General features: G+C 57.0%; 10 protein-coding genes and 1 other RNA gene. 4 read left to right on the top strand and 7 right to left on the bottom strand.

Annotated elements, in window-relative coordinates; genetic code table 11:
* Positions 1–34: 34 nt before the first annotated feature.
* Entirely contained in the window at positions 35–2,104 is a 2,070-nt protein-coding gene (locus AS89_RS0115025) for an alkyl/aryl-sulfatase (RefSeq protein ID WP_010133542.1), read from the bottom strand.
* Between the two features lie 234 nt (positions 2,105–2,338).
* Between AS89_RS0115025 and AS89_RS18490 the strand changes: the two genes are divergently transcribed.
* The 3 genes from AS89_RS18490 (at position 2,339) to AS89_RS0115010 (ending at position 4,508) form a co-directional block, all read left to right on the top strand.
* Positions 2,339–2,512, top strand: coding sequence for a light-independent protochlorophyllide reductase subunit B (locus tag AS89_RS18490; protein ID WP_010133541.1), 174 nt, complete (start codon positions 2,339–2,341; stop codon positions 2,510–2,512).
* 74 nt (positions 2,513–2,586) lie between these two features.
* A complete protein-coding gene (locus AS89_RS0115015; protein ID WP_033230621.1) occupies positions 2,587–3,402 on the top strand; it encodes a DUF429 domain-containing protein in 816 nt (271 codons plus the stop codon).
* A 62-nt stretch (positions 3,403–3,464) separates the two neighbouring features.
* Positions 3,465–4,508, top strand: a complete 1,044-nt coding sequence (locus AS89_RS0115010; protein ID WP_010133539.1) for an NADP-dependent oxidoreductase — start codon at positions 3,465–3,467, stop codon at positions 4,506–4,508.
* A 53-nt stretch (positions 4,509–4,561) separates the two neighbouring features.
* On the opposite strand, the gene AS89_RS0115005 is transcribed toward AS89_RS0115010, so the two are convergent.
* Positions 4,562–6,136, bottom strand: coding sequence for a glycoside hydrolase family 10 protein (locus tag AS89_RS0115005; RefSeq protein ID WP_202798412.1), 1,575 nt, complete (start codon positions 6,134–6,136; stop codon positions 4,562–4,564).
* 76 nt (positions 6,137–6,212) lie between these two features.
* Between AS89_RS0115005 and AS89_RS0115000 the strand changes: the two genes are divergently transcribed.
* A complete protein-coding gene (locus tag AS89_RS0115000; RefSeq protein WP_138976418.1) occupies positions 6,213–7,217 on the top strand; it encodes a hypothetical protein in 1,005 nt (334 codons plus the stop codon).
* Between the two features lie 107 nt (positions 7,218–7,324).
* Here AS89_RS0115000 and pepF read toward each other — a convergent pair whose 3' ends face one another.
* The 5 genes from pepF to AS89_RS0114980 all read right to left on the bottom strand — a co-directional run bounded on the left by pepF (position 7,325) and on the right by AS89_RS0114980 (position 15,730).
* A complete protein-coding gene (gene pepF / locus AS89_RS0114995; protein WP_010133536.1) occupies positions 7,325–9,223 on the bottom strand; it encodes an oligoendopeptidase F in 1,899 nt (632 codons plus the stop codon).
* A 371-nt stretch (positions 9,224–9,594) separates the two neighbouring features.
* A complete protein-coding gene (locus AS89_RS0114990) occupies positions 9,595–12,054 on the bottom strand; it encodes an arylsulfatase (RefSeq protein ID WP_010133535.1) in 2,460 nt (819 codons plus the stop codon).
* A gap of 269 nt (positions 12,055–12,323) precedes the next feature.
* Positions 12,324–12,713, bottom strand: a transfer-messenger RNA (tmRNA) gene (ssrA, locus tag AS89_RS18485).
* A 142-nt stretch (positions 12,714–12,855) separates the two neighbouring features.
* On the bottom strand, positions 12,856–14,262 hold the full coding sequence (gene rlmD / locus AS89_RS0114985; RefSeq protein WP_010133534.1) for a 23S rRNA (uracil(1939)-C(5))-methyltransferase RlmD: 1,407 nt from the start codon (positions 14,260–14,262) through the stop codon (positions 12,856–12,858).
* Between the two features lie 121 nt (positions 14,263–14,383).
* Complete coding sequence (locus AS89_RS0114980) at positions 14,384–15,730, bottom strand: sodium-dependent transporter (RefSeq protein WP_010133533.1); 1,347 nt, start codon at positions 15,728–15,730, stop codon at positions 14,384–14,386.
* Between the last annotated feature and the right edge of the window lie 3 nt (positions 15,731–15,733).

The raw sequence follows: 15,733 nt of genomic DNA, 5'->3' as shown, positions 1-15,733 counted from the left end.
TTCAGGCCGGGACAGTGACTGTGTGTAGACAGGGTTATTCCCCGGGCAATTCGATCACTGCCTCGTACGGGTTTTGCGTACGTTCCGCACCAGATTCTTTACTCGGGATCATCGGGAAGTTCGGCGTGAAGGTGACCAGCGCCTGGCCGAGCTGATACAGCAGTTGTACGCTGCCATCGGCCTTGGCCGTGCCGTCTTCAATCGTCGCTTTCAGCGTCTTCTTGCCCATCATGACCTGTTCGAGATCGGAGCGATTGATACGCAAGGTCACGTCTGGGCTGTCTGCTTCGAAGCCTTCGATATTGGTCAGCGTGCCATGGGATAACTCAATCGCATATTTCTCTCCATTGTCCGGTGTGACCAGTGTCATGCGGAAGCCGAGATTGCCGACTTTTGCAGGATCGAGGCGCACGCCGAGAAAATCCAGGAACTGCCCGGTGGTCATGGCCCGGATTACGTCAGGGCTGCTGGAGTTTGGCGGGGCACCCTTGGGTAAACCGTTGCGCAGCTCATACGCACCCTGCAAAAAGCTGTTGCGCAGGCCGGGGTTCTCCTGCTGGTAACCGATTTGCTCCCAGACGTCGGCCAGCAGCAGTCGCGCCTTGCGATTATCGGGTTCTGCCTGTACCAGTTTGTCGAGAATTTCCTGAGCGAGAAAGTATTCGCCCGCGTCGTGTAGCTTTTGCCCCTCGCGCAGAATTTTGTCGGAGCCGCCCATCATCTTTACATAGAGCGGCGCGGAGTCTGCAGGTGACAGTGGAATCAGGGTGGCCGGGTTGCCATCCCAGTAGCCCAGGTAGCGATTGATTACCGCGCGACTGTTGTGTTCCGGTGAACCGTGGTAGCCGCGGTTGTACCACTGCTTGGCGATTCCCTCGGGAGTTTCGAACACATTGTGGATCTGGTTGATGGTAACGCCCTGGTTGGCGTGGAACAGCGAGTAGTTGTTCATATTGGCGTAGAGGTCGCGCTGCCCGCGCAGTACTTCCTGCACGCGGGCATTGCCCCAGCGTGGCCAGTGGTGGGAGGCGATCATCACCTCGGCGTTGCGCCCATAGCGGTACAGCGCGCGGTTAATATGTTGCGACCACACGTGTGGATCGCGCACCAGTGCGCCGCGCAGGGTATACACATTGTGGAAAACGCCGGTCACGTCTTCGCCGGTCCAGTAGACTTTGTCTTTGGGAAACCAGATATGCGCCTGCGAGGGTGCTTCCCCGCCCGGTGTGTTCATAAACTCCATCTCCACACCGTCCACGGTCAGTGTTTCAAAGTCGTCTTCGATGATTGTGGTGGGCGAGATCAGGCCGGTCGCGCCATTGGCGACGTTCATGTTCAGGCCCTGGCCGGCGTGGCCAAATGGGCTGGCGGGTAGTTGGGTGCCGTACTGGTACTGCACCCGTCGGTTCATGGCGTTGCCGGCAAAGACGTTTTCCGACACCGCATGTTCCATAAAGCCGCGCGGTGCGATGATCTTCACCTTGCCCGCTTGCACATCCTTTTCATCGACGATTCCGCGCACACCGCCCCAGTGATCCACATGGGAGTGGGAGTACACCACCGCCACCACCGGGCGCTCTCCCAGTTCAGCATCCACCAGTGCCTTGGCCGCGGCTGCAGCCTCCGGTGCGGTTAATGGGTCGAGTACGATCCAGCCGGTCTTGCCGCGCACAAAGGTGATATTGGCGAGGTCAAAACCGCGTACCTGGTAGAAACCTGGAATCACCTCGAACAGGCCTACTTTCATATTCAAACGGGATACCCGTTGCAGCGACGGATGGATGCTCGGGAAATTCTTGTCACTACGGAAGAAGTCGTAACGGTCGAGGTCCCACACCACATTGCCTTCCGGGCCGGTTACCTTCCAGGTGTCTGGCTTGGCGATAAACCCTTTGTTGGCCTCATCAAAGTCGCGTTTGTCGTCAAACGGCAGCTTGGCGCTGTCTTCGGCAATCACCTTCAGTGTGTGTTCTGATGGCGGTTTACCCAGCGGGTCGAAGTGTTTCGATGCATCGTCTGCGGCGTGTAGCGGGTAAGTCGCCGAGACACCGAGAATAAAGAACAGGACGAAAAGCGGGCATCGGATATTGTGAGAAATAGGCACAGGCGGCTCTTCCGGTAGCTTGCGGTAAGTTGGCGGCTTAATCGAGACTCGAGTATAGACACCGCCCCTAGTATTCCGGCGCCAAGTAGGTTTCCACAGGCGTTTTTGACAAACCGCATGGCAGCACCGTCCGCGCGATGGCTTGATAGATGTAATCGTGCCCGCCATCCATTCGGAGCTGTCGGTCCCGGTTATATACCTAACCTGACAAATAATGTGTAAGTGAGCTGTGTTATGAGTGAGTCTGAGATCAAGTGGGATATGGCTGCGGAGCTGTCGATGGACTTTGTTCCGGCATTTGTGCGTGGCACCGTGAAGAAGAAAGTAGAAGCGGCCGCGCGCGAGAGGGGTATCTCAGAGATCACCGTGGATTTCATTGAGGAAATTCGCAAAGAAAAAGGTCGTTGAGTCACCGTTTCCTCCGCTTGCCGCCCCAGCTTCCTTTATCCTAGGTGGATCAATATTGACCTGGTTTGGAAGCGATGCACACCGGTAAGGATTCTGAGACGCTGTTTGTCGGCTGGGATGTGGGCGGCTGGAACTGCGATAACAACGCGAATAGCCGCGATGCGCTGGTTATCCTCGATCGCGGGCGCAATGTCCTCGGTCGCCCCTGGCGCGGTAACCTGCGTGCGGCGATCAACGAGGCTGATTCTACCCAGGCGTGGGTCCGTGCGTTACTCGAGTGCTGTGGCGTCCCGCCCACCAATGACCTGCCGCCAGTGGTATTGGCAATCGATACACCTTTGGGCTTTTCGCAGGCCTTTCAACAGCTGGTAACCGGTGGCGCGGCGGCCGGTGCAATTCATCAGTCGGCCACAAACCCCTACCTGTTTCGTTATACCGAACAATTCCTGTTCCGGCACGGCCTGCGGCCGCTGTCTCCGGTCAAAGATATGATCGGCAGCCAGGCCACCAAGGGCATGCATGTGCTCGCTCGTTTCGCCCCTGCAACTAAAACCGCCGGGGTTTGGCACGGTGGTTCTGCACTCACAGCGTTTGAAGCCTATCCATCCGCATGCAAGCCATCGCCACTCGTCCACAAGTTACTCGAGGATTACCGGGGCGCACCTGTGCAAGATACGCGAGACCCGCTGCATGCATGGGATATGGCCGGCTTTGAATTTGGCATCGATCACGAGGACAAACGCGACGCGCTGTTGTGTGCACTGGTTGCTTGGTTGTTTCACTGTGAGCCCGATACGCTGAGCCACCCGGATGTGCACGCGCCCGTGGATGAGGGCTGGATATTTGCGCCACGGGATGCGCTGACTCCCCCCGAAGGTGACAACACGTAAGTCTCTGCTAGGTTCAATGAGGGAGCAATTCGTGCGAATACGCCAGTTGAAAAGGTACCTGTATGACTCAAAGCCGCAGCGTTAACCGTCAGATTACCCTGGCCGCTCGCCCCCATGGCGCGCCGACACCAGCCAACTTCAATGTGGTAGAAGGGGCGGTGCCAACACCCGGCGACGGAGAAATTCTGTTGCGCACCATCTACCTGTCGCTTGACCCATACATGCGCGGGCGCATGAGTGATGCAAAATCTTATGCCGACCCAGTCGCCATTGACGAGGTAATGGTGGGTGGCAGTATTTGCCGGGTGGAGGAATCGAAACACGCAGGTTTCACCAAGGGCGACCTGGTGGTGGCCTTTGGCGGCTGGCAGGACTATAGCCTGTCGGATGGCGAGGGGCTGATCAAACTGGATAGCGCCATGCCCCACCCATCCTATGGCCTGGGGGTACTGGGGATGCCCGGGCTCACCGCGTATATGGGGTTGATGGATATTGGCCAACCCAAAGCCGGTGAAACTTTGGTGGTTGCCGCCGCGACCGGTGCGGTGGGTAGCCTGGTGGGCCAGATCGGCAAGATTCAGGGCTGTAACGTGGTGGGGATAGCGGGTAGCCAGGAAAAGTGCGACTACGCGGTGAATGAACTCGGTTTCGATGCCTGCCTCAATCACCATGCGGACGACCTAGGCGAGCAACTCGCCAAAGCCTGCCCGGATGGCATTGATGTGTACTATGAAAACGTCGGCGGCAAGGTGTTTGATGCGGTATTGCCATTAATTAACCCAAAGGCTCGCATTCCACTGTGTGGCTTGATTGCCCAGTACAATGCAACGGATTTACCCCCGGGGCCGGATCGCATGCCCATGCTGATGGGCAATTTACTGGTGAAACGGGCAAAAATGCAGGGCTTCATCGTGTTTGACGACTACGGCCACCGCTATGAAGAATTCCAGCAGGCCATGGTGCCCTGGCTGATGTCGGGTCAAATCAAATACAAAGAAGACAAAGTGGTAGGCCTTGAAAATGCAATCACAGCATTTATTGGCTTACTGCAGGGTGAAAACTTCGGCAAACTGGTAGTTGAGGTCGGCCCAGATCAGCTGGCTTGAACACCGGGGTATATGGGCGGTGATCCGCCCATAACCTGTCCACAAGCCGAGGCTCACTCATACGCTACCTGCAGATCGACACGCTCACTCTCCAATCCATTTCTATCTACCGCGACAACCGCAATGGCTGAGACCTCAGCCTGCTGTTTGAATTGGTGGTTGTGGATATCTTTGGTGAAAATCCGATATTGCCACTTGCCGCCGGTCTGGTAGTACAGCAGCCAGCGGGATGCGGCCTCGTCACCGCGTGGTTCCCAATTGACGCTCAACCCGTCTGTGTTTGACTGGTAGCGCACCTCCGGTGCGGCCGGCGCGGTGTCGTCCAACCACGGTGAGGCGGGCACCAGGGCCTGCTGGTAGAACACCGTATCTTTCAACACTTGTGCAAACCGGGGGTTATCACTCACCGTTTTCACGTTCCAGAAAACCTGCCCGGTCTGTTCTTGCAGTAGCGCGCGGGTAAACAGAATCTGGTTGATGATCTCGTCGATGCCCGGATTTGTTTCCACCTGGTTACTGCTCAGACCCGGCCACAGGTGACGTTGCTGATGATTCTCGCCCTGCCACCAGGCCAGCAGCATGGGGAAGCTCTGCTGCACGCGGTTGATATTCCAGTACAGCTGCGGCGTGAAGTAGTCCAGCCAGCCTTCATTCAGCCACAGGCGGGCGTCGGCATAGAGCTGCTCATGCTGGTCAAACCCGGCGATGGTCTCCGGGTACTTGGGGCGCCAGATACCGAAGGGGCTGATACCGACTTTCACGTGCGGCTTGATGCGTTTTACTTCACGGTAGATATCTTTAACAAAACGGTTCACCGCCGCTCGGCGCCAGTCGGACACGCCAAGTTGACCGCCTTGCTGCTGGTAGGCGGTGTAGCTGTCACGGTCGGGAAAGGGGGCACCCTCGTTGTAGGAAGGGTAGGGGTAGAAATAGTCATCGTAGTGAATGCCATCGATATCGTAGCGCTGCACAATATCCGTGATGACCGATAGCGAATGCGCAATGGTTTCTTCCCGGGTGGGCTCCATCCAGTACATACCGTTGGCCAGCTTTGCGACCAACTCCGGCTTGGTGTTGACGATGGAGTGTTCAGATACAGGGCCGCCCTGGGTGTGGTGGGCGCGGTATGGGTTCACCCAGGCGTGTAGTTCAAGGCCGCGCTGGTGGGCCTGTTCTATCCAGAACGCAAGTGGGTCATACAAGGGCTCGGGCGCTTTACCCTGCTCGCCGGAAAGGTAGTAAGACCAGGGCTCCAGTTCACTGGCATACAGGGCATCGGCCTGCGGGCGAACCTGAAAAATCACTGCGTTCATGTTCGCCGCAGCAACCTTGTCCAGCAGGGCGATGGCCTCCTGTTGCTGCTGCGCTACCGGCAAACCCGGCTGGCTCGGCCAGTCGATGTTGGCCACCGTGGCCACCCAGGCCGCGCGGAACTCTCTTGCCACCGTCTCCCGCTCAGCCCTGCCGTATTTTGGCAGTTCTTCCTGCTGGACTTCTGCCTGCTCCGGCAGCTCGGGGCCAAACCACGCGGGGTATTGCCACAGTGCCAGCGCCATCACGGCAATGATCGCGGGGTAAGCCCAACGATAAAGGATTTTCTGCAGGGGGAATGTTTTCGGTAGCGTCATGATTACCTTATTGGAATTGTACTTCGTTTGAATTCGGCAGCGCTGCTGCGGCGGCACCTAGTATCCTCGACACGCTGTGATGCCTCAACAGCATGAAATGGGGCTGAATTGTGCGCGGGACTACGGCGTGGTGTCCACAGGGCCACACATCGGCGCAAACGATGGAAGGTCACTATCATTTGCACGGGTATACCGTAACTTAGGCTTCAGGTTTCTAAATAAAAGCATCGTTGCTACAGGTATAACTATGCAGAGTGTGCGCTTAAATTCGTTATTTTTCTTTCTACTGGCCCTCACTTATCTTGCGGGCTGTGCCGGCAAGCCTGCTATGCCCACTGCCAATACGGATATTGGTCCTGCGTTGGCAAAGATGGCAACGGTCGATGTGCTGCTGGTGTCGGATCACACCTTGCCCGATCACCTCAATTTATCCAGCGGCGGGGCCAATGGCGAAGAGCGCCTGTTTATCGACCCAACCTTGCAAAGCCTCAACAGCAAGCTGATTAGCCGGGGCCTGAACACACATATTCTCAATGTTGAAGATATGGTTGCCGGTAAAGATATCCAAAATAAAGCCACGTTTGATACAGCATATACACAGTACGACCAGATTTTGCAGGCGGCGGTAAAGCACGGGGTAACCATCGCCTCTATCCATTACGATGCGGACAAGATTCCTGCAGAAAGTTACGGTGACAATAAAGCCTATGCCAGCGCCGAAGAAGGCGGAAAAAAATACGGCTATATTGGCGGAGTGCAATTGATCCTGGATGAACGGGCCACTAGTGACGCAACCCTCAACCTGGCAGAGCATATTATTCATCGCGACCTTATCTTGCAGCAGCTCAATGCGGTGGGTTTTCGTATCCGTCCGGGCTACGGTGATAAAGTGCGCTTTCAGAACAACCTGACATTGAATATCGCTGGCCATTCTGAGGGTGGCGCCTTCCTGCTGGAGATTGCGCCGCAAGATCAGGCTGTGCGTCTTTATGGCAGCCCGGAGAAGATCGTTGAGGCGATTGATACACCCATGGACGCACTGGCGGATACGCTCTACGCGTTTCGGCAGGGCTTGAAGTAGTCGCAGGCTACCCGCTGCTAAATGGCTATAAAAAAGAAAGCCCCAGTCTTGCGACCGGGGCTTTCTTTTTTTGGGGGATGCGATAGTGGCTATCGCGGGTTCCGTCGTTAGCCGCGTTTGTCCAGTATGGCTTCGATCTCATCCATAACCACTTCCATACGATTGATTACCGCGTTGTATGGAGCCGGGCTGGTCATATCGAGGCCGGCTTTCTTCAGGATCTCCACCGGGTAATCGTTACCGCCCGCCTTGAGGAACGCGAGATAGGTATCCAGCGCGGCATCGCCACCGGTTTTGAGTTGCTCAACGAAGTAGGCCGCACCTGCAATTGAGGTCGCATACTGATACACATAGAAGTTGTAGTAGAAATGCGGAATGTAGGCCCACTCAATCATTTCCCGCTGTGAAATGTTCATCACGCCCTTGTCGTGGCCGTGGTAGCGCTTGAGGATTTCACCGTAGATTTCCGTCATGCGCGGGCCGGTCATGGCTTCACCGCGCTCGACCGCCTCGTGGATTGCCAGTTCGAACTCGGAGAACATCACCTGTCGAAAGAAGGTCCCGCGCATCTGCTCCAGGGCATAACCCAGGTAGAACAAACGTTCCTCTTCGGTCTTTGCCTGTTCCAGCATGTGTTCTTGTAGAATGATTTCCTTGGCAATTGCCGCAATTTCGGTGGTGAAAATCGAGAAGTTAGACAATTCGAAGGGCTGGTTCTCGTTGGTCAACACCTTGTGCATCGCGTGCCCCCACTCGTGGGCATAGGTGGAAGCGCTGTTGTAGTTGTCCTGGTGATTCAGCAGGATAAGTGGATGCACATCGTAGGCTGAGCCAGACATGTAGGCGCCAGAGCGCTTACCCGGTTGTGGGTACACATGCATCCAGCGGTCGCTAGAGGCCTCGGCGAATTTGTCGGCAAACTCCCGCCCCATAATGTCGAGGGAGGCCAGCATATGTTCACGTGTTTCATCAATCGGGAAGGTCAGGTCGGTCTTCACCAGATCCGGGTAGATGTCGTGATAACCCAGGTCTTCGATACCGAGCATGCGCCCACGCAGCTCGAAGTAACGGTGCAGCACATCCATTCGCTCGTTGGTAACGCCAACCAGCGTGCGGTACACCTCTTCCGGGATATTGTCCCCGGACAGGAAGTACTGCAGCGTATTGTCGTAGTTACGGGTTTTGGCGGTGGCAACATTCGCCTGCACTTCACCGTTTAAGGTGGCGCCAAGGGTGCCTTCAAAATCTTTGTATTTGCCCCAGAAAGCGTCAAACACCGCCTCGCGGTCTTCACGATTTTGCGCTGCGCGATGCAGTGTGTAACCAGCATTGGTCAGGTGTGCCTCGGTTCCATCGCTCAGGGTGATCGTCGGCCACTCTATCTCCGCATTTGCCAAAATCTGACGCGCGTTCTCCGATGCCGATAGTGCAGTACCCATCAGGGAGAGTACCTTTTCTGACTCCGGCGACAACACGTGTTTACCCTGACGCAGGGTATCTCTTAGGGAGTGCGCATGTTTTGCCAGGCCCGGCTCTTGCTGGATAAAGCCCTCGATACGCTCCTCGCCCAACGCGACAATTTCAGGCGCCATAAAGCTCTGGCTGGCACTGATGGATTGTGAAAGCGCCTGCAGGCGACCGACCATGGCTTGGCCCTCTGCATCCCCCAGATTGGTATTGCGGATATTGGAGGCGTACGTCCATGCCCGGTACAGTTCTTTAGCTAACGCAGACTGTGCATCCAGCGCGTTCAACAGGCTCTTGGCACTATCGCCCAGCTTCCCCTCATACGCTTTCAGGCTATCAACTTCGCCGCTCAGCCGTGCCAGCTCAGCTTCCCAGTCCTTTTTGGTGGCGTAGAACTCGGTCAGGTCCCATGTGTACTGCTCATCGATGGCTGTGGTTGAGGGCTCCTGTGCCAGCGCCGGCGAGGCAACCGCCGCCAGTGCCACAGCGCTCGCACACAGGATGCCAGCCGTTTTTAGCTTAAGTTTATTGATATTCATTGTGTTCTCGCTATTGGTCTAAGGAAAAGATGCCGATTCAACTAGCTCAATACTGTGCCGTAGTCACAAGGATGAACCTTGCCATTCCAAGATAATCTTGCAACAAGGTCAACCGCAGGCAGAGCGCCTCGCAGGACGCATAGCACATGGGAACTTTGAGTAGTGGCCTAAGATATGAATACGCAGATAACCCGGCTGTGGTTTAACTTGCCGGCCTCTGGCCAGTAATGAATCGAGTCACCATACTGCGGTTTGATGGGCAGAGCAGGCCTTTCAGATGCGAGGGAGATGAGAAAAAGCCTCGGGAGCGCTGGGCTGCCGAGGCTTTTATGAGTCGCCTGAGGCGAGTATTAAGGGAGGGGCGGTTCACATCATGGTGTCGTGTCACCTTTACCGGTAGTGATAACAACCCTCTTAATTTCGCCAGTGAACGGATAAGGTGGCTTGTACTCGTGAGTGACGGGTTGGCCGGTATCCTCGCCGATCCCGAAGGTATCGATACCAAACCGCCCGCCAACCGTAGCCTCCATGTTTCCGCTGGCGACCTCTTGGCCGTTTACCTTTAGCGTTATGGTGGCCGGGCCACCTGGCTCGGAGCCCTTATAATCGAAATCTACCGAGACGGTTGCATCGCCGGCGGGCAGGGGCTTGTCGCCTTTGAGGATTGTGTGTTCCTCAAAGTAGTTGTAATTGAATATGGGAATACCGTCATCGAGGTAGAGGACAATACCCGCAGCAACGCCCCCGAGCGCCATCACAACCCCTTCGGTGTCACTACCTTCCGTATTTAGCTCAGCGGTGAGTGTCCAGGAACCATTTTTCAGGGGCGGGCCTGCGACTTCTGCAATCCGTGTAGCACCGGGGTAATAGGTGTATGTCCCGGAGCTGGTGTCAGCACCGGGTACCGGAGGCTTTGGCATGGCCAGTCTTGCGGCACCCCGGTCGTCCAGCGGGAACACCTCTTTTCGTTTCGCGGTCTCATCGAACTTTTTCTTGAGCTCTGCAAGCTTGTCTGGATTCTGCTGCGCCAGGTCGTTAGCCTCAGAAAAATCCTGCTCGAGGTTATAGAGTTCCCACTCGTCCTTGTCCCAGTTGCCCGGGGCAAGGTCCTGGCGCCAGGGCAGTGTGTGCTGGGCATTGGCCTTCCAACCGTCGGAGTACATGGAGCGGTTACTGAATACCTCGAAGTACTGTTCCGGACGCCCTTTGAATTCCGGATTGGTGAAGCTGGCGAGAAAAGATTTGCCGGCGAGGGGCTTCTGCTCGATACCGTTGACCGTTTCGGGCATCGGGATATTTGCCGCTTCCAGGATTGTTGGTACCACATCAACCAAATGCAGGAAGGCGTCGCGGACCTGCCCGTCTGGTTTGATCTTGGCAGGCCAGCTGATCACCATCGGGTTACGGGTTCCACCGAGGTGCGAGGCGACCTGCTTGACCCACTGGAACGGCGTATTGCCAGCCCAGGCCCAGCCAACCGGGTAGTGGGGTTCCGACTCGGGGCCGCCCAGTTTGTCGATATTGGCAAGATTCTCTTCGATACTAGTCGGTATTCCGTTTAGGGCGCGGATCTCATTCAGGGTGCCATCGGGGCCGCCCTCGGCAGACGCACCATTATCACCAGCGATATAGATGATCATGGTGTTGTCTGCATCCGGTAGCTCTTTGATGGCATCAAGCAGGCGACCAATTTCGTGGTCGGTAAACGCGAAAAAACCGGCGAAGTTTTCCATCAGTTTGGTGTAGAGCGTCTTCTGCTCGTCGTTGAGGGAGTCCCAGGCTGGTACCCACTCCGGACGCGGCGTCAGCTTGGTATCGGCGGGAATGATGCCCATGTCTTTCTGCCGAGCGAAAACTTGCTCGCGATACTTTTCCCAACCCATGTCGAACTTTCCCTTGAACTTCTCGCGCCATTCTGCAGTGACATGGTGAGGTGCGTGCATCGCGCCGGGAGCGAAGTACATGAAGAAGGGCTTTTTCGGCGCAACCGACTTGGCAAACTTCATGCGCGCAATTGCCCTGTCGGTCATGTCCGTCATGAAGTGATAGCCCTCTTCGGGTGTCTCGTCCGGCTCGACGGGCAGGGTATTTTCGAACAGCACCGGATAGAACTGGTGCGTTTCCCCGGCATTGAAGCCATAGAAATATTCGAAGCCCATACCGGTAGGCCAGTGATCAAAGGGCCCCGCGGTGGTGGTTTCCCAGTCCGGGGTGTTGTGGTTTTTGCCGTACCACCAGGTGCCGTAGCCGTTGCCCTTCAAGATCTCACCAATGGTGGCGGTGCTCTTGGGAATATAGGTGGAATAGCTGGGAAACCCGGTGGCCCACTCCATGAGGAAACCACTCCCAGATTCGTGGTGGTCGCGCCCTGTTAGTAGCGCTGCGCGCGAGGGTCCGCAGATAGCGGTGGTGTGGAAGCGGTTATAGCGCAAGCCTTCCTCAGCTAACTGGTCGAGGTTTGGGGTGGGGATAAGCCCCCCAAATGTGGATGGCTGACCGAAGCCAACGTCATCGAGCAAGATTACGACGACGTTAGGGGCGCCGTCTGGGGCCATGGGGCCATCTTGCCAGTTGGGTTCAGATTCTTTGTATGTCCTTCCGATCTCGCCTGTAAAAGGAGACAGCGGAATCGGCAGGTGTCTACGATCGGGCCATTTGTCGTTCTTTTGTGCGGCGTCCGGCGCGGCAGCCGCTTCTAAGTTAGCGCTGTCGGTTTTCGTGTCACGGTTGTTTGTGACGGCTTCGCGAGCGCTGTTTTCTGCGGACTGTTCGCCGCTGCCGCAGCCGACAAAGGCGAGAGAGAGGAACAGAGCGGAGAGAAAGAGACGCATGGCAGCCTCGAGATGCATTGTGTTTTGGGCGTGCCCTCAGAGGGCTAATTCAGAATACTTGAGAAGAGAATCCTACTTATCTAGGTATAAGTCATAGCACGGATACGGCTGCTTTGTGTGGGGGGAGTATTGCGAGTGGAAGGGGGTGTTTATCCGGTTGCTTTACATTGCTTTGCGTAGCGATTGGAACCCGGGCTGAATGATCCGCAATTTTTTCTGTTCGGAAATTAAAAAGGCCCGGTATCTTGCGATACCGGGCCTTTTTAATTTGGTGGAGATGGCGGGAGTCGAACCCGCGTCCGTCAGCACTCCGCCAGAGGCTCTACATGCTTAGATCCGTCTATTGATTTAATCCACTACAGCCCAACGGGCAGGACGTAGCAGACGATTCTGAAAAAGTTTTAACCGATCTACCTCAGATAAGTGTCACGGCGATCCAGTTCTGTATAACAGCCAGCAGCGCGGTACTGGAACCTTGCTGAGGGCCGCTAAGGGACGAACCCTTAGTTAGTGCTTCACGGGCTGCTTATGCAGCCAGTTGGGCACCGTAGTTGTCGTCGTTGGCAACTAATAAAATGCAGCTTTGGATTTACGTGATTCGCTACCCTCACGGCATGCACCCATGGTTTCGTCACCGGCGTCGAATCCAAGTCATCCCCAGAATCGGCGTCTACGAACCTCGTAGGCGTAACAGTAATTATACCGGAAGCAGGATTGTCACAATAGGTGTGTTTGCAAAAAGATTGACTGGTGGTTCTCAACTGTTCACGCGGGTGCAGTGAACCGGAAGACCTGACCGGGTCAGGCCTTTTCGAACAGGGCGATGGATTCTACGTGGGTGGTGTGGGGGAACATGTCCATTACCTCGGCCTTGCGCAGCACGTAGCCCTGTTGGATCAGTTCGGCGGTATCCCGTGCCAGGGTGGCGGGGTTGCAGGAGATGTACAGGATGGCCTTGGCGTTGAACTGGCCGATATTGCGCACCACTTCCAGCGCGCCGTTGCGCGGTGGATCCAGCAGGATGCGGTCGAAGCCGCCGCGCGCCCAGGGGCTGCGGGAGAAGTCTTCGGTCAGGTCGGCGGCCTGGAAGCGGATATTGTCGATGCCGTTCGCCGCCGCGTTTTCCCGCGCACGCTCGGTGAGCGACAGCAGCCCCTCCACGCCAACCACTTCGCGCGCGCGGGTGGCCAGTGGCAGAGTGAAGTTGCCGAGCCCACAGAACAGGTCCAGCACCCGGTCTTGCGGTTGTGCATCCAGCAGTTCCAGCGCTAGGGAAACCATCTGCCGGTTGATCTCGAAATTCACCTGAATGAAATCCTGCGGATGGAAGTTCAGGGTCAGGTCGAACGCGGGCAATGCATAATTCAAACGCGCCGGGCCGGATTCGGGCCAGACCTTGTGCGTGTTGGCATCGCCCTGCTCCCCCTGCTGGTAAAGGTGCAGCTGATGTTGCTTGGCGAAATCCAGCCAGCCATTGCGGTCGCCCTCAGATAGCGGCTGCAGGTGGCGGATGACCAGTGCGGTGTGGTCTTCACCGGCGGCAATCTCGATATGCGAGATATTGCGACGGCCCTCGCACTGCAGGATGGTCTCGCGCAGCTGCGGAATCAGCGCGGAGGCTTCTGCGGGAAGTACCGGGCACTGTCCAACATCGGTGAGGTCGTTGGAGCCTTTCTCACGGAAGCCCAGCACCAGGCGCGCCTTGCCGCCGCTTTTCGGTTTTACGAAACGCACACCGAGGCGCGCCTTGCGGCGGTAGCCGAGCGTGCTGCCGGTGAGTGGCGGTAACACCTGCTCGGGAGTGGCTTTGGCAAACCGGCTGAGCTGATCCAGCAGAATTTGCTGCTTGGCATCGATCTGCGCGGCGGGCGTCATCTGTTGCAGGGCGCAGCCGCCGCAGACCTCTGCGTGGGGGCAGGGCGGTGTCTGCCGGTCTGGGGAGGCTGTCAGTACCTCGGTGGCCACTGCTTCATCAAACTTGGCGCGGTTGGCGGTATAGCGGATGCGCACCGTCTCACCGGGCAGGGCGTTATCCACAAATACGGTTTTACCCTCGTGCCGTGCGATACCGCGTACCTCGTGGCTAAACCGCTCAATCTCCACTTCGGGTGTCGCGTTCGATGGTTTGTTGCTGCCACTTTGCGGTGATTTACCAGCATTGCGGCGATTGGAGTTGCGGAAGATCGAAGGTGGTTTTCTGGATGGCATAAACGCAGCGTCGATTGACGATCGGTTGGAACAGTTGCAGTGGGGGAGTGTTTGGGCTGCCGCAGCGGGCAGCCCAAGGGAATATCAGGACTATTTTAGGTCAGATAATCCGGGCGGGCAGTTACAGCACGGTCTGTGCGAAGGCCGCGAGGATCAGCAGCGGGCACACGATGCGCACGTACCAGGGCCAGATCTTCCAGAACAGGGTGTTTTCGATGCCCTCATGGCCTTCCTGCAGTTCCATCAGCAGCTGGTCGCGGCGCCAGATCCAGCCGGCAAAGATGCACAGGGCCACGCCCAGCAGCGGCTGGCCGTATTCGGTGCTGATGGAAATCACCAGGCCGAACAGGCTGTCGAAATTAAAGATGATCACGGTGCTGATCAGGAAAATAATCAGGCCCATCAGCAGGGTGGCAGGCTTGCGCTTCAGGCCCAGGCTCTCGATGGAGAAGGCAACCGGCACTTCCAGCATCGAGATGGAGGAGGTGAGGGAAGCGATGCTCATCAGGGCAAAGAAGGCGATGGCCACAAACAGGCCGGTGGAGCCCATGCTGTCGAACAGCGCCGGCAATACCTGCAGGATCAGGCCCGGGCCGGCAATCAGGTCACCCGCTTCGGAGAAGATCTGGGTGCCCGCAGCCTGGGCCACATACATGGCCGGCAGGATCAGCAGGCCGGCGGTAAACGCAATGCCCACATCGATTAGGGTTACCAGTGCGCCCAGGCGCGGCAAGCTTTCCTCTTTACTCAGGTAGGAACCGTAAATCAGCATGGTGCCCACACCCAGCGACAGGGAGAAGAACGCCTGGCCCATGGCGGACAGCAGCAGTTCCGGCGAGAGCTTGCTGAAGTCTGGGATCAGGTAGGCCTCAAGCCCCTGGAAAGCGCCCGGTTGCGCGAGCACGTATACGATCAGCAGCAGTAGCAACAGGATCAGTGACGGCATCAACAGGGTGGACCAGCGCTCGATACCTTTCTCCACGCCGCTGGCAATAATCAGCATGGTGAAGCCGCTGAAAATGGCGGTAAAGGTGAAGTTGCGAGTGGTGCTGTCGCCAGTCATCCAGGCGGCCGCTTCCTTCGCGCCTGCGAGGGTGGCAACCGGGTCTGCCAGGTGGGCCACCATCCAGCCGGCAACGATGGCGTAGAAGCTCAGGATCAGGGAGGCGACGAGAATACCGCCAAGGCCGGTCAGGGTCCCGGCGGCGCGGCTGACCGGGCCGGTGGCGATACCGCGCAGGGCCTTCACCATATTGCTGCGCGCGTAGCGGCCAATGGCGAGTTCCGCCATCAGTACCGGGTAGGCCAGCAAGAAGGCGAGGACCAGGTAGATCACCACAAACGCGGCACCGCCATTGGCGGCAACGTTGGTGGGAAAGCCCCAGATATTGCCAAGACCGACGGCGGAGCCGGCGGCGGCCATCAGGAAGCCGAAGTTAGAGCTGAACTGTCCTCGCGGTGCACTCATGGT

Source organism: Microbulbifer agarilyticus S89, from assembly GCF_000220505.1.
GTDB lineage: Bacteria > Pseudomonadota > Gammaproteobacteria > Pseudomonadales > Cellvibrionaceae > Microbulbifer > Microbulbifer agarilyticus_B.
This window is presented reverse-complemented; position numbering and strand designations above follow the sequence as displayed.

Bases quoted from the DNA above. Each gene is read 5' to 3' on its own strand.
- rlmD (WP_010133534.1), bottom strand. From the start codon at position 14,262: ATGCCATCCAGAAAACCACCTTCGATCTTCCGCAACTCCAATCGCCGC.
- AS89_RS0114980 (WP_010133533.1), bottom strand. From the start codon at position 15,730: ATGAGTGCACCGCGAGGACAGTTCAGCTCTAACTTCGGCTTCCTGATG.
- AS89_RS0115010 (WP_010133539.1), top strand. From the start codon at position 3,465: ATGACTCAAAGCCGCAGCGTTAACCGTCAGATTACCCTGGCCGCTCGC.
- AS89_RS0114990 (WP_010133535.1), bottom strand. From the start codon at position 12,054: ATGCGTCTCTTTCTCTCCGCTCTGTTCCTCTCTCTCGCCTTTGTCGGC.
- pepF (WP_010133536.1), bottom strand. From the start codon at position 9,223: ATGAATATCAATAAACTTAAGCTAAAAACGGCTGGCATCCTGTGTGCG.
- AS89_RS18490 (WP_010133541.1), top strand. From the start codon at position 2,339: ATGAGTGAGTCTGAGATCAAGTGGGATATGGCTGCGGAGCTGTCGATG.
- AS89_RS0115015 (WP_033230621.1), top strand. From the start codon at position 2,587: ATGCACACCGGTAAGGATTCTGAGACGCTGTTTGTCGGCTGGGATGTG.
- AS89_RS0115005 (WP_202798412.1), bottom strand. From the start codon at position 6,136: ATGACGCTACCGAAAACATTCCCCCTGCAGAAAATCCTTTATCGTTGG.